Source organism: Ornithinicoccus hortensis (genome assembly GCF_006716185.1).
Classification (GTDB): domain Bacteria; phylum Actinomycetota; class Actinomycetes; order Actinomycetales; family Dermatophilaceae; genus Ornithinicoccus; species Ornithinicoccus hortensis.
The window spans coordinates 1,010,440-1,023,327 of sequence record NZ_VFOP01000001.1 but is presented as its reverse complement, the minus strand read 5'-3'; the positions used below and the strand labels follow the sequence as shown (position 1 = coordinate 1,023,327).

The 12,888-nt window shown below is 72.5% G+C and carries 14 protein-coding genes; 4 read left to right on the top strand and 10 right to left on the bottom strand.

Going from position 1 to position 12,888, the window contains the following annotated elements:
- The first annotated feature begins 18 nt into the window (after positions 1 to 18).
- Positions 19 to 1,101 (top strand): ABC transporter ATP-binding protein, encoded by a 1,083-nt coding sequence (locus FB467_RS04695; RefSeq protein ID WP_141784063.1) that lies wholly within the window; start codon positions 19 to 21, stop codon positions 1,099 to 1,101.
- 134 nt (positions 1,102 to 1,235) lie between these two features.
- Positions 1,236 to 2,489, top strand: a complete 1,254-nt coding sequence (locus tag FB467_RS04690; protein ID WP_141784062.1) for a DUF4032 domain-containing protein — start codon at positions 1,236 to 1,238, stop codon at positions 2,487 to 2,489.
- 19 nt (positions 2,490 to 2,508) lie between these two features.
- On the opposite strand, the gene rlmB is transcribed toward FB467_RS04690, so the two are convergent.
- The 3 genes from rlmB to FB467_RS04675 form a co-directional block, all read right to left on the bottom strand.
- On the bottom strand, positions 2,509 to 3,480 hold the full coding sequence (gene rlmB / locus FB467_RS04685) for a 23S rRNA (guanosine(2251)-2'-O)-methyltransferase RlmB (protein ID WP_141784061.1): 972 nt from the start codon (positions 3,478 to 3,480) through the stop codon (positions 2,509 to 2,511).
- A 28-nt stretch (positions 3,481 to 3,508) separates the two neighbouring features.
- A complete protein-coding gene (cysS, locus tag FB467_RS04680) occupies positions 3,509 to 4,930 on the bottom strand; it encodes a cysteine--tRNA ligase (protein ID WP_141784060.1) in 1,422 nt (473 codons plus the stop codon).
- 73 nt (positions 4,931 to 5,003) lie between these two features.
- A complete protein-coding gene (locus FB467_RS04675) occupies positions 5,004 to 5,657 on the bottom strand; it encodes a GNAT family N-acetyltransferase (RefSeq protein WP_141784059.1) in 654 nt (217 codons plus the stop codon).
- 143 nt (positions 5,658 to 5,800) lie between these two features.
- Between FB467_RS04675 and FB467_RS04670 the strand changes: the two genes are divergently transcribed.
- Positions 5,801 to 6,493 carry a GOLPH3/VPS74 family protein gene (locus FB467_RS04670; RefSeq protein ID WP_170230561.1) on the top strand — a complete coding sequence of 231 codons (693 nt, stop codon included), beginning with the start codon at positions 5,801 to 5,803 and terminating at the stop codon, positions 6,491 to 6,493.
- 583 nt (positions 6,494 to 7,076) lie between these two features.
- Here the strand turns inward: FB467_RS04670 and FB467_RS04665 are convergent.
- Genes FB467_RS04665 through FB467_RS04650 form a run of 4 tightly spaced genes read right to left on the bottom strand, consistent with a single transcriptional unit; the run spans position 7,077 to position 9,917 of the window.
- Complete coding sequence (locus FB467_RS04665; RefSeq protein WP_141784057.1) at positions 7,077 to 7,784, bottom strand: YidC/Oxa1 family membrane protein insertase; 708 nt, start codon at positions 7,782 to 7,784, stop codon at positions 7,077 to 7,079.
- A 55-nt stretch (positions 7,785 to 7,839) separates the two neighbouring features.
- On the bottom strand, positions 7,840 to 8,151 hold the full coding sequence (locus FB467_RS04660; RefSeq protein ID WP_141784056.1) for a DUF6412 domain-containing protein: 312 nt from the start codon (positions 8,149 to 8,151) through the stop codon (positions 7,840 to 7,842).
- 51 nt (positions 8,152 to 8,202) lie between these two features.
- Positions 8,203 to 8,835: an MBL fold metallo-hydrolase gene (locus FB467_RS04655; protein WP_141784055.1), complete on the bottom strand. Its 633-nt coding sequence runs from the start codon at positions 8,833 to 8,835 to the stop codon at positions 8,203 to 8,205.
- Positions 8,832 to 9,917, bottom strand: a complete 1,086-nt coding sequence (locus FB467_RS04650; protein WP_141784054.1) for an S-(hydroxymethyl)mycothiol dehydrogenase — start codon at positions 9,915 to 9,917, stop codon at positions 8,832 to 8,834. Before FB467_RS04650 ends, FB467_RS04655 begins: the two co-directional genes overlap by 4 nt.
- Before the next feature lie 123 nt (positions 9,918 to 10,040).
- Between FB467_RS04650 and FB467_RS04645 the strand changes: the two genes are divergently transcribed.
- Positions 10,041 to 10,667: a class I SAM-dependent methyltransferase gene (locus FB467_RS04645; protein ID WP_141784053.1), complete on the top strand. Its 627-nt coding sequence runs from the start codon at positions 10,041 to 10,043 to the stop codon at positions 10,665 to 10,667.
- Here the strand turns inward: FB467_RS04645 and ispF are convergent.
- Genes ispF through FB467_RS04630 form a run of 3 tightly spaced genes read right to left on the bottom strand, consistent with a single transcriptional unit; the run spans position 10,653 to position 12,882 of the window.
- Positions 10,653 to 11,183 (bottom strand): 2-C-methyl-D-erythritol 2,4-cyclodiphosphate synthase, encoded by a 531-nt coding sequence (gene ispF / locus FB467_RS04640; RefSeq protein WP_141784052.1) that lies wholly within the window; start codon positions 11,181 to 11,183, stop codon positions 10,653 to 10,655. The genes FB467_RS04645 and ispF overlap by 15 nt on opposite strands.
- A complete protein-coding gene (ispD, locus tag FB467_RS18930) occupies positions 11,180 to 12,385 on the bottom strand; it encodes a 2-C-methyl-D-erythritol 4-phosphate cytidylyltransferase (protein WP_244932764.1) in 1,206 nt (401 codons plus the stop codon). The genes ispF and ispD overlap by 4 nt, the downstream gene beginning before the upstream one ends.
- A 14-nt stretch (positions 12,386 to 12,399) precedes the next feature.
- Positions 12,400 to 12,882, bottom strand: coding sequence for a CarD family transcriptional regulator (locus FB467_RS04630; RefSeq protein WP_141784051.1), 483 nt, complete (start codon positions 12,880 to 12,882; stop codon positions 12,400 to 12,402).
- Positions 12,883 to 12,888 lie beyond the last annotated feature (6 nt).

Below are 12,888 nucleotides of genomic sequence, written 5' to 3'. Positions count from 1 at the left end.
TGAAGGAAGGCATCAGTCATGGCAACAGTGACGTACGACAGCGCGACGCGCGTCTATCCCGGGAGCGAGACCCCCGCGGTGGACAACCTCAACATCGAGATCGCCGACGGGGAGTTCCTCGTCCTGGTCGGTCCCTCCGGATGCGGCAAGTCCACCAGCCTGCGGATGCTCGCGGGCCTGGAGGAGGTGAGCTCCGGGCGCATCCTGATCGGCGACCGGGACGTCACTGCGCTACCGCCCAAGGACCGGGACGTGGCGATGGTGTTCCAGAACTACGCGCTCTACCCTCACATGACCGTCGCGGACAACATGGGCTTCGCCCTGAAGATCGCGGGCAAGTCCAAGGCCGAGATCCGGCAGCGGGTCGAGGAGGCCGCCAAGATCCTGGACCTGGAGCCGTTCCTGGAGCGCAAGCCCAAGGCCCTCTCCGGTGGCCAGCGCCAGCGCGTGGCCATGGGCCGGGCGATCGTGCGCCAGCCGCAGGTCTTCCTGATGGACGAGCCGCTGTCCAACCTGGACGCCAAGCTGCGCGTGCAGACCCGCACCCAGATCGCCTCGTTGCAGCGCCGCCTGGGCGTCACCACCGTCTACGTCACCCACGACCAGATCGAGGCGATGACCATGGGCGACCGGGTGGCCGTGCTCAAGGACGGCATCCTGCAGCAGTGCGACACCCCGCGGCGGATGTACGACCACCCGAACAACGTCTTCGTGGCCGGCTTCATCGGCTCACCGGCGATGAACCTGATGGACGTCCCGGTCACCGACGGCGGCATCAAGTTCGGGGAGACCGTGCACCCGGTGGAGCGGGACTCCCTCGCCCAGGCCAACGGCAGCGTGGTGGTCGGCGTGCGCCCCGAGGACCTGACGCTGAACGACCAGGGCACCGGCCTGCCGATCGAGGTGGACGTCGTCGAGGAGCTCGGCGCCGACGCCTACATCTACGGCCGCCAGCCCGGCGCCGCCCCGGACGCCAAGCCGTTCATCGCCCGGGTCGACGGCCGCACGCCCCCGATGAAGGGCGACGTCGTCCACTTCACCCCAAAGGCCGACCACGTCCACCTGTTCAACAGCGACTCCGGCGAGCGGCTCGGCGCCTGACCGGATTTCGTCACGCTCCCTGCGCCGTCGCCCCGACCGGGGCGGCGGCGCAGGGTCGTTTCCGGGAAGACGCAGGGTGGATTCCGGGACGGAACCGGCCCCGACCCGCGGCGAACGGGTCTAGGGTCGTGTCCATGCCGCTCGACATCACGGCGAGGCGCCCCGACCCGGCCCTGCTCGACCTGCCCTGGTCGGTCCCGCTCGAGGACTGGCCGGAGAGCCACCTGGCCGCCCTCCCCCGCGGCATCTCCCGCCACGTCGTCCGGTTCGTCAAGCTGTCCGGCCGGGTGATCGCGGTCAAGGAGATCAAGGCGGACCTGGCCCGGCGGGAGTACACCACGCTGCACGTGCTCGGCCGCCTGGGCCAGCCGGCCGTGGAGCCGCTGGCGGTGATCAGCGGTCGCACCGACGCCGACGGCAACCCCCTGGACGCGTGCCTGCTCACCCGCCACCTGAAGTTCTCGCTGCCCTACCGCGCCCTGTTCAGCCAGCGGTTGCGGCCCGACACCGCCCGACGGGTGCTGGACGCCCTCGCCGTGCTGCTGGTCCGGCTGCACCTGGCCGGCTGCTTCTGGGGCGACGTCTCGCTGTCCAACACCCTGTTCCGGCGCGATGCCGGCGACTTCTCGGCATACCTGGTCGACGCGGAGACCGCGGAGCTGCACACCAAGCTCAGCGACGGCCAGCGCGAGCACGACCTGTTCATCGCCCACGGCAACATCGCCGGTGAGCTGATGGACCTCGAGGCCGGCGGCTACTTCGACGAGGACGTCGACCCGCTGGAGATCGCCGACCTGATCATGCACCGGTACGAGCTGCTCTGGTCCGAGCTCACCGCCCCGGAACGCTTCGAGCAGGGCGACCGCTGGCGGGTCGAGGACCGGATCCGGCGGTTGAACAACCTCGGCTTCGACGTCGGCGAGCTCGCGATCGCCACGGACGTGGACGGGACCCACCTGCAGATCGAGCCCAAGATCGTGGACGCCGGCCACCACGCCCGGCGGCTGCTGCGGCTGACCGGGCTCGACGTCGAGGAGAACCAGGCCCGCCGGCTGCTCAACGACCTCGACGCCTACACCGCGGCCCTGGACCGGCAGAACGAGGACGAGGAACTGGTCGCGCACGACTGGCTCACGACGATCTACGAGCCGATCACCCGCGGGGTCCCCCGCGAGCTGCGCAACAAGCTGGAGCCGGCCGAGCTGTTCCACGAGCTGCTGGAGCACCGGTGGTACCTGTCGGAGCAGGCCGGCCACGACGTCTCGCTGGAGGAGACGCTGCGCGACTACACCGACACGGTGCTGTCCACCAAGCCCGACGAGGTGGCGGTGCTCGGCATCGACACCCAGGAGATCCCGATCCGCGCCCCCGGCGGCTACACCGGCTGACGCCGGGCGGTCGGTCGGGTCAGGGCAGGCCCGCCCGCTGCCGGGCGATCTCGTAGAGGCTCACGCCGGCCGCGATCCCCGCGTTCAGCGACTCGGTGACCGAGCTCATCGGGATCGACACGATCTGGTCGCAGGTCTCGGCGACCAGCCGGGACAGGCCCTTGCCCTCCGACCCGACCACGACCACGAGCGGCTGGTCGGCGAGCGCCAGGCCGGGCAGCTCGACGTCGCCGTCGGCGTCCAGCCCGATCACGAAGAAGCCGGCCTTGCGGTAGCCCTCCAGGGCCCGGGTGAGGTTGGTGGCCAGCGCGACCGGGATCCGGGCCGCGGCACCGGCCGAGGTCTTCCAGGCGGCCGCGGTCATCCCGGCGGAGCGGCGCTCGGGCACCACCACCCCGTGCGCGCCGAACGCCCCGGCGGAGCGGATGATCGCGCCCAGGTTGCGGGGATCGGTGATCCCGTCCAGCGCGACGATCAGCGGCAGCCCGGGCAGCTCAACCTCGAGCAGGTCGTCCGGGTGCAGGTAGTCATACGGCGGCACCTGCATCGCCAACCCCTGGTGGACGGCGCCGTCGGTCAACCGGTCCAACTCCCCGCGCGGAGTCTCCAGGACCGGGATGTCCCGCTCGGTGGCCAGGGTGATCGCCTCGCGCACCCGGTCGTCGGAGTCGATCCGGGACGCGACGTAGAGGGTGCTCCCGGGCACCTGGGTGCGCAGCGCCTCGAGCACGGAGTTGCGGCCGGCCACGATCTCGGTGGAGCCCTTGGCGGCCTTGCGGCTGCCGCCACGGCCTTGGCCGCCCCGTCCGTCAGCGGCCTTCTCGGCCCGTCGTGCCGCCCGGGCCGCGGGGTGGCTGGGTCGCCGCTCGGCGGCCTTGGGGGTGGGTCCCCGCCCTTCCAGGCCGCGTCGGCGCTGGCCCCCGCTGCCGACGGTCGGACCCTTCTTGCTCGTCTTGCGCACCGCACCACGGCGGCGGGAGTTGCCGGCCATTCGACATACCTCTTTCGGTCGTGGTTGCTCAGCCACCCAGCGACCAGCGCGCGCCGGTCGGGGTGTCCTCGATGACGATGCCGAGCCCGGTGAGCTCGTCGCGGATGGCGTCGGCGGTGGCGAAGTCCTTGTCCGCGCGGGCCGCCGCGCGGGCGTCCAGCCGGGATTGCACCAGCGCGTCCAGGACGTCCGTGCTGCCGGACCCCTCCCGCGCCCACTGGGGCGAGCGCGGGTTCACCCCGAGGACGTCGGTCATCGCCAGGACCTGCCCGAGGGTATGCCGCACGGTCGCCTCCTCCGCCGCGCCCGCCTCGAGGGCGCGGTTGCCCTCGCGCACCAGGCCGAACAGCACCGCGAGCGCCTCGGACACGTTGAGGTCGTCGTCCAGCGCGTCGGCGAACCCGCTGTCCAGCTCGATCTCGGCGAGCTCGCCCGCCGGCTCGCCGACGGCCTCCACCGCCCGCTGGACGAACGACTCGATCCGCTCGACCGCGGCCTGCGCCTCGGCCAACGAGTCCTCGCCGTACTCGATGGTGGACCGGTAGTGCACGGCGGTCAGGTAGTAGCGCAGCACCAGCGGTCGCACGTGCCGGGTCAGCTCGGAGACGACCAGGGAGTTGCCCAGCGACTTGCTCATCTTCTCGCCGCTGATGGTGACCCACGCGTTGTGCAGCCAGAACTGCGCGAAGCCCAGCCCGGCGGCCCGCGACTGGGCCTGCTCGTTCTCGTGGTGCGGGAAGCGCAGGTCGACGCCACCGCCGTGGATGTCGAAGGTGTCCCCGAGGTACTTGCGGGCCATCGCCGAGCACTCCAGGTGCCAGCCGGGACGGCCCCTGCCGTATGCCGTGGGCCAGCTGGCCGTCGCCGGCTCGGTCGGCTTGGCCCCCTTCCACAGCGCGAAGTCGCGGGGGTCGCGCTTGCCCCGCGGGTCGGCGTCGGCCGCCGGCTCCATGTCCTCGATCCGCTGCCGGGTCAGCGCGCCGTAGTCGGGGAAGGAGCGCACGTCGAAATAGACGTCGCCGCTGCCGTCCTCCGCCGGGTAGGCGTGGCCCCGCTCGACGAGCAGGTCGATGAGTTCGACCATCTCGGTGATGTGGCCGGTGGCGCGGGGCTCGTAGGTCGGCGGCAGCACCCCCAGCGTGTCCAGGGCCTGGCTGGTGGCGCGCTCGTGGGTGTAGCTCCACGCCCACCACGGGGTGTCGTGGTCGGACGACTTGTTCAGGATCTTGTCGTCGATGTCGGTGACGTTGCGCACCAGCGTGACGTCGTAGCCGTGGCCCCGGACCAGCCAGCGGCGCAGCACGTCGAAGGCGACCGTGAAGCGCACGTGCCCGATGTGCGGGTCCCCCTGGGTGGTGAGCCCGCAGATGTAGATGCCGACCTTCCCCGGCTCGAGGGGCTGGAAGTCCCGCAGGGCACGGGTGGCGGTGTCGTACAGGCGCAGAGTCACGCTGGCAAGGTTACAAGCGCCGGGGGGTGCCCGAGGACCGACGGGCACCGGCACGGCATACGGATATCGGTGCTCAGCCGTCCAGACCGACGGCCCGGCGCACCGGCTCCAGCCCCTCGACCCGCAGTTCGTGCTCACCGCGGACGAGTGTCTCCGGCGTCAGCACGAGCGTCTGGTTGTGGGCGAGCTCGCCCTCGCGGCGCTGCAGCCGGCGCACCCCGTCCTCCCGGTAGCCGACCTTGCGGCTCACCGCGAGCGACGCGGGATTGTCCAGGAAGGCACCGGAGGTCACCTCGGCCGCGTCCAGGTGGTCGAAGGCGAAGGCGCAGATGACCTGGCGCATCGCGGTGCCGATCCTGCGGCCCTGGTGCGCCTGCCCCAGCCACGAGCCGGTCTCGGCGGTGCGGGTGACGGGATAGTTGCTGGCCTCCAGCCCCTGACTGCCCACCAGCACCCCCTCATGCCACACCCCGAGCTGCAGGCTCCACTCCGCGGGCCGGAAGTCGGCGCGGGCCCGCCAGTGGTAGGCGGCGGTGTTGCGCACCAGCTCCTCGGGCGGGGCGTCGGTCCACGGGAAGTAGAACGGCATCCGCTCCGGCGGGTGGATGCCCCGCGCCGCCAGGTCGCACAGGGCGATGAGGTCCTCGTCGGTGAGGGCTCGCAGTTCCAGCGGGCCGGCGGTGATCCGGAGCCCGAAGACGGGCCAGAGGTCGGACAGGGTCGTCATCGGGCCAGGATCACACGGACTCAGGGGGCCGGCACGGGGTTTTCCTCCCTCGCGGTGGGGAGTCGGGAACCAAACCCGCGGCGGAGCCAGGTCCCCCACTGCGACGGATGTGCCCGTCCGCGATCCCCCGTAGCGTCGGTGACATGTTGATCGCAGAGGAAGTCCTGATCCTGCTCACCGACACCGAGGGCAGGGCCGTCTCCACGCCCCGCGCCACGCGGACCGTGTGCACCGGCGCCCTCCTGCTCGAACTGGAACTCGCCGGGCGCCTACGGCTCGACGACGCAGGCCGCCTCATGGTGACCGACGGTGCCCCGACCGGCGCCGAATCGCCCGGTGGAACGCCCGCCGAACCGCTGCCTGAGTCGCTCGAGGAGGCCATGGCACTGTTTGCCAAGCACGAGGGACGCAAGCCGAAGGCGATCATGCCGGTGGTGGCCCGTCGCTGTGAGGCGCTGGCCTACGACGCGCTCCTGGCTTCCGGTGCCGCCGAGGAGGAGAAGCACAACGCCCTCGGCTTCATCCCGGACACCCGGCGCCACCTGACGGATCCTGCGGGGCGCGACGCGCTCCATCGCGAGGTGCAGGCCGTCCTGCTCGGCGAGCAGCCGCCCACCACGCGGACCGGCTCGCTGATCGCACTCCTCCACGCCGCCAGCAGCATCCACACCGTGTTCGCGGGGGCGGGCGGTCTCTCCGACAAGGAACTGCGCGGGCGGGCGGCCGACATCGCGGACGGCGAGTGGGCCTCCGAGGCCTCCCGCGGTGCCATCCGGAGCATGCAGACCGCCATGGTCGTCGGCGTCGGCGTCGCGATGTTCGGCGCCGGCAGCTGACGACTCCTCGCGGAGTTCTCCTACCCCGGCCGCGCGCGGTCGGTGGGCGGCCGGGAACCAGCCGACGCACGGCACCGTCTGAGGGCTGGTGCCGGAGGCCAGGTCCGGCACCGTGCAATACCTCGGCCCCTCCAGCGCGTCCGGAGGACGGGTGCCCGCGTGCTCAGCACAGGTCGGGCGGGGCGCCGGGATCGGGCAGCGTTGGAGGGGGCGGCCCGATCCTGGCGCCCCCGGCATACCTCGCTCTGCGCACCGCGCCACGAGCGCCTTCCGTCCCCACAAGCGGCAAATATCGCGACATCTGCCGCACGCGGGGAAGTTTGCCGCTCACAGAGAAACTTGCCGCCTACAGGGACGTATACCGCCCACCTGGCCCAGCGCACGTCGCTCCCGCCGGGTACCCACGACGCCGACCGAACCCCGCTCCGTCATGACGTCAGCGCCTTCCTGCCCCGCAAGCGCCTTCCTGCCCTGCAAGCGCCAAATGTCGCGACATATGCCGCGCGCGGGGACATTTGCCGCCTACAGGGACGTATGCCGCGCGCCGAGACCGATGCCGCGCGGGGGCGAGCGACGCCGCGCCTCAGACGGTGACGGTGCGGCGCACCAGGAGCCGCTCACAGTAGGTCCAGGACGCGCTCACCGCCAGGTAGAGCCCGGTGGCCAGGGGCAGCACGGCCACGGCGGCGACCGTGCCGAAGGACATCATCGGCAGGATCCGGTTCATCGTCGCCGTGACCTCGGCCTGGCGCGGGTCGGCCGGGGTCATCTGCTGGGCTTCGGCCATGGTGTCCCGGGTCTGTCGCATGATCAGCCAGGCCACGACCAACGCGACGGCGATCAAGAGGGCGAACACCCAGACCCCGCTGCCGGCCGTGGTCAGGTGCGCGGTCAGCGGCACCCCGGCGAGGGTGTGGTGCTGCAGGGCGTTGGCGGTCCCGGCGAACTGCGGTGCGCTGAACAGCCGGTAGACCACGCCGAGCACCGGCAGCTGCAGGAGGGCGGGCAGGCACCCCGCGGCCGGGTACACCCCCTCGCGGGTGTGCAGCTCCATCAGCTCGGCGCGCAGCTTCTCCGGGTTCTTGCGGTGCAACTCCTGCAGCTCGCGCACCTGCGGCGAGATGCGTCTGCGGTGCAGGCCGGCGCGGTAGGTGGCCCGGTTCAACGGGTGCAGGGCGAGCCGGACGAGGACGGTGAGGAGCACGATGCACAGCGGCATCGGCACCCACTGGGACACGGCCTCGATGAGATCGTGGACCGGGAGCATGACAGGGTCGAGAAAGGCGAACACGAAGGGACCTCCGGGACGGTGCTGGATCAGGACGCGTCTGGGGGTCCGCCGGCGTTCAGGCAGGGACCCCCACGGTCAGCAGTCCCGGGGCGCGTGGCTGCGGGCGGCCGGGCAGGCCGGGGTCGCGCAGCGGCAGCGGGAGCCGGCTCCAGGCATACCGGCGGCGACCCACCCCGTCGCTGCGGACCAGCCCGGCCCGCCAGGACGGCGCCGCGGCCGACCGCCGGAGCATCCCGGTGAGGAGCACCACGCCGACGCTGAGCACCAGGGAGGCCGGGTCGCCGGACCACACCAGCAACGAGCCCAGGAGCGCGCCGAGCAGCACGGCCAGCACGGACCGCGCGTAGGCTCTCTCCAGCGTCGTCACGCCCGCGAGTCTACCGGGGACGTGACCCGGACGTTCCGACCTCGCGGGGGCTCAGTGCCCGCGGTCGATCCACTCCTGCAGGTGCGGCGCCTCGTCCCCGATCGTGGTCGAGTCGCCGTGCCCGGTGTGCACGACGGTCTCCGGCGGCAGCACGAGGAGCTTGTCGCGGATCGAGTCGATGATCGTCGGGAAGTCGCTGTACGAGCGGCCGGTGGCCCCCGGCCCGCCCTGGAACAGGGTGTCCCCGGTGAAGAGCACGCCCAGCGCCGGCACGTAGAAGCAGACCGCGCCCGGGCTGTGCCCCGGCGTGTGCAGCACCCGCACCTCCGTGCCCGCCACGGTGATGACCTGTCCGTCGGCGAGCTCGTGGTCCGGACCCACCTGGTAGACCCGGTCCCACAGCACCCGGTCCTCGGGATGCAGGTATGACGGGGCGCGGGTCCGGTCGAAGATGTCGCCGACGGCGCCGATGTGGTCGTCGTGCGCGTGCGTGCACAGCACGGCCACCAGCTCGCGCTCACCCACCACCGCTGCGATCGCGTCCGCGTCGTGGGGGGCGTCGATCACGACGCACTGGGTGTCGTCGCCGAGCACCCACACGTTGTTGTCGACCTCCCAGGTGCCGCCGTCCAGGGAGAAGGTCCCGGAGGTGACGGCGTGGTCGACCCGCAGCTCCCCGCTCACAGCTCCACCACCGAGCGCAGCACCTGACCACCGTGCATCTTCTCGAAGGCGCTCTCCACCTGGTCGAGCGCGATCTTCTCGGTGACGAAGGCGTCCAGGTCGAACTTGCCCTGCCGGTAGAGGTCGATGAGCATCGGGAAGTCGCGGGACGGCAGGCAGTCGCCGTACCAGCTGGACTTCAGCGCGCCGCCCCGGCCGAAGATCTCCAGCAGCGGCAGCATCACCTCCATGTCCGGGGTGGGGACGCCGACCAGCACGACGGTGCCGGCGAGGTCACGGGCGTAGAACGCCTGCTCGTAGGTCTCCGGACGGCCGACCGCCTCGACGACCACGTCGGCGCCGAACCCGCCGGTGAGCTCGCGGATCTTCTCGACCGGGTCGACGTCCTTGCTGTTGACGGTGTGCGTGGCCCCGAAGGCCTTGGCGCCCACCAGCTTGCGGTCGTCCACATCGACGGCGATGACCGTGGTCGCCCCGGCCAGCGCCGCCCCGGCGATCGCGGCGTTGCCGACCCCGCCGCAGCCGATCACGGCCACGGAGTCGCCCCGGCGCACGCCGCCGGTGTTCACCGCGGCGCCGAAGCCGGCCATCACCCCGCACCCGAGGAGGCCGGCGGCCGCGGCGGAGGCCTCCCGGTCGACCTTGGTGCACTGCCCGGCCGCGACCAGGGTCTTCTCGATGAAGGCGCCGATCCCGAGGGCGGGCGAGAGCTCCGTGCCGTCGGTCAGCGTCATCTTCTGGGTGGCGTTCGCGGTGTCGAAGCAGTACCACGGCTCACCCTTGGCGCAGGCCCGGCACTGCCCGCAGACGGCGCGCCAGTTCAGGATGACGAAGTCACCGGGGGCGACGTCGGTCACGCCCTCGCCCACGGCCTCGACCGTGCCGGCCGCCTCGTGGCCGAGCAGGAACGGGAACTCGTCGTTGATCCCACCATCGCGGTAGTGCAGGTCGGTGTGGCACACGCCGCACGCCTCGACCTTGACCACCGCCTCACCGGGTCCGGGGTCGGGCACGACGATGTCGACGACCTCGACGTCGGCTCCCTTGCTGCGGGCGATGACGCCCTTGACCGTGCTGGGCATGGCTCCTCCTGCGCTTGCGTGGTGGGGTCTGCCCACAATGTATGCCGTGCAGCTTCCGTCGCGCAGGGGGGTCACCCACCCGCGGCCGCGCCCCGCAGGGCGGTCGGTGGCAGGCTGGGTGGCATGAACTGGTGGAGCACGCAGGTGGTGCCGCGGCTGACCCACCGGACCCTGGACAACCGGCTCGTCCGGACCTACCGGAAGCGGGTCTGTGCGGGGCTGTCCGGGGAGGTGCTGGAGATCGGCTTCGGCAGCGGGCTGAACCTGCCCCACCTGCCGGCCGCGGTCCGGTCGCTGGCCGCGGTCGAGCCCTCCGACGTGGCCTGGTCCATGGCCCAGGGGGCGATCTCGGCCAGCCCGGTCACGGTGCGTCGTGCGGGCGGCGACGCCCAGCAGCTGGACCTGCCGGACGACAGCGTGGACGCGGCACTGTGCACCTTCACCCTCTGCACCGTGCCGGACCCCGTGCGGGCGCTGCGGGAGCTGCACCGCGTGCTGCGGCCCGGCGGCACGCTGCACTTCCTGGAGCACGGCCTGGCCCCGGAGGCCGGGGTCCGTCGGTGGCAGCGCCGCATCGAGCCCGCCCAGCGCGCCCTGGCCGGTGGCTGCCACCTGACCCGGAGCCTGCCCGACCTGGCGGGCGCGGCCGGCTTCACGGTGGACGTCGCCGAGTCCGGCTACCTGCCCGGGCCGGCGGTCAGCCGCCCCTGGGGCTACCTGTCGCTCGGGACGGCCTCACCCGTGGCGTGAGGTCGCCGCGACCGGGACGACCAGGGCGGTCGCGATGGCGGCGACCCCCTCGCCGCGGCCGGTGAGTCCCAGGCCGTCCGTGGTGGTGGCCGACACGGACACCGGCGCACCCCCGAGCGCGGCACCCATCGCCTCCGCGGCCTCCTGCCGGCGCGGCCCGACCTTCGGCCGGTTGCCGATGACCTGGACGGCGACGTTGCCGACCGCCCAGCCGGCCTCGTCGAGCAGCCGGAGCACCTCGCCGAGCATCCGGGTCCCGGAGGCGCCGGCCATCTCGGGGCGGTCCGTGCCGAAGACCGAGCCCAGGTCGCCCAGGCCCGCCGCGCTGAGCAGGGCGTCGCACGCCGCGTGCGCGGCGACGTCCCCGTCGGAGTGCCCCTCGATGCCCCGCACACCCGGCCACTCGAGGCAGGCGAGGTGCAGCGGCCGGTCGTCCTCGGCATACCGGTGGACGTCGACCCCGGTGCCCACGCGCGGCGGGGGGGGTGTCCCCGCGGCTCCTTGCTGTCCGGTCACTCCAGGGCCTCCTCGATGAGCGCGACCACGGCCTCGACGCCGTGCTGCCCGGTGTCGATGGTGAGCGGCGCGCCCGTCCAGGCGCGGTAGTCGTGCGCCCGCACCGCGTCCCAGCCGGGCGGCTCGTGCCCGGCGATGTCCGCCGGCCGCTCCTCGACGCGGCGCTGGTGCTCGGCGGGGTCGTGACAGGTCAGCTCGACCTCCACCAGGCGGGCACCGGTGCGCTCGGCCACCTGCGCCCACGCGCGGCGGGTCTCCGGCACGGGGTTGACCGAGTCGGCCACGACCCACAGGCCCAGCCGCAGCTGGTCGGCGGCCAGCTCGTACCCAGCGGCATACCCCAGGACGCCCACGTCCGAGAACGCATCCGCCCGCACCAGTGCCTGTTCCAGCGTGTCGATCCGCACGTGCACCGCCCGGTGCCGCCGCGCCCAGGCCCGCGCGGTCGTGGTCTTGCCCACCCCCGGCAGCCCGGCCAGCACCAGCAGCACCGGCCTGCCCGCGTGCGCGCTGCGGTCGCCGAGCAACCCCTCCACGGTCCGGAGGTCGGCCGCGGTCGTGACCTTCAGCGAGCGCAGGTCCCCCGGGACGACGTGGACGGCCGGCCCGAGGCGTTCCACCAGGCCCGCGTCGTCGGTCACCGGCCCGTCCCCGGCCTCCGCATGGGCGCGCTCCAGGGTCTCCCGCAGGAAGCCCTGCGGGGTCTGCACCGCCCGCAGCGCCGCGCGGTCCGGCGTCGCGACGACACGGTCCTCGTCGTCGACGGTCTTGATCGTGTCGGTGACCGGCAGGCCGGGCACCACGGCGGCGTGGCCGGCCCGGACCGCGTGCACGACCCGGTCGAAGACGTCGACCGGGGTCAGCGCCCGGGCCGCATCGTGCACCAGCACGATCCCGACCTCGTCGGTCAGCGCCGCCAGCCCAGCGGCCACGGAGTCGGTCCGCTCGGCGCCTCCCCGCACGATCGTGACGGGGGCCGTGGCGGCGTGGGAGGTGCTTCCTCCCCTGGGAGCGGCGGCCAGGTCGCAGGCGGCCCGGAACTCCTCGACCGAGTCGCCCGGGACCACCACGACGACCTCGCGGACGTCCGGACACGACAACACCCCGCGCAACGCATGCGTCACGAGCGGGGTGTCGTGCAGGGGGACGAGCCCCTTGGGGCGGTCCGCCCCGAGTCGGGTGCCCTGGCCGGCGGCGACCAGGATGACCCCGACGTTCAGGAGGCCAGGACCTCGTCGAGCGTCGCCTCGGCCTTGTCCTCGTTGGTCTTCTCGGCCAGGGCCAGCTCGGAGACCAGGATCTGGCGGGCCTTGTTCAGCAGCCGCTTCTCGCCGGTCGACAGCCCACGGTCCTTGTCCCGGCGCCAGAGGTCGCGCACGACCTCGGCCACCTTGACGACATCGCCGGAGGCCAGTTTCTCCAGGTTCGCCTTGTAGCGGCGGGACCAGTTGGTCGGCTCCTCGGTGTGCTCGGCGCGCAGCACCTCGAACACCTTGTCCAGACCCTCCTTGCCGACGACGTCACGCACGCCGACCAGGTCGCAGTTCTCGGCTGGAACCTCGATCGTGAGGTCCCCCTGGGCTACCTTGAGCTTGAGGTAGAGCTTCTCCTCACCCTTGATCGTGCGCGTCTTCATTTCTTCGATAAGTGCGGCCCCGTGGTGCGGGTACACAACAGTCTCGCCGACCTTGAACGTCATCTTCAG

Bases quoted from the DNA above. Each gene is read 5' to 3' on its own strand.
- FB467_RS04695 (WP_141784063.1), top strand. From the start codon at position 19: ATGGCAACAGTGACGTACGACAGCGCGACGCGCGTCTATCCCGGGAGC.
- FB467_RS04690 (WP_141784062.1), top strand. From the start codon at position 1,236: ATGCCGCTCGACATCACGGCGAGGCGCCCCGACCCGGCCCTGCTCGAC.
- rlmB (WP_141784061.1), bottom strand. From the start codon at position 3,480: ATGGCCGGCAACTCCCGCCGCCGTGGTGCGGTGCGCAAGACGAGCAAG.
- FB467_RS04675 (WP_141784059.1), bottom strand. From the start codon at position 5,657: ATGACGACCCTGTCCGACCTCTGGCCCGTCTTCGGGCTCCGGATCACC.
- FB467_RS04670 (WP_170230561.1), top strand. From the start codon at position 5,801: ATGTTGATCGCAGAGGAAGTCCTGATCCTGCTCACCGACACCGAGGGC.
- FB467_RS04650 (WP_141784054.1), bottom strand. From the start codon at position 9,917: ATGCCCAGCACGGTCAAGGGCGTCATCGCCCGCAGCAAGGGAGCCGAC.
- FB467_RS04645 (WP_141784053.1), top strand. From the start codon at position 10,041: ATGAACTGGTGGAGCACGCAGGTGGTGCCGCGGCTGACCCACCGGACC.
- FB467_RS04630 (WP_141784051.1), bottom strand. From the start codon at position 12,882: ATGACGTTCAAGGTCGGCGAGACTGTTGTGTACCCGCACCACGGGGCC.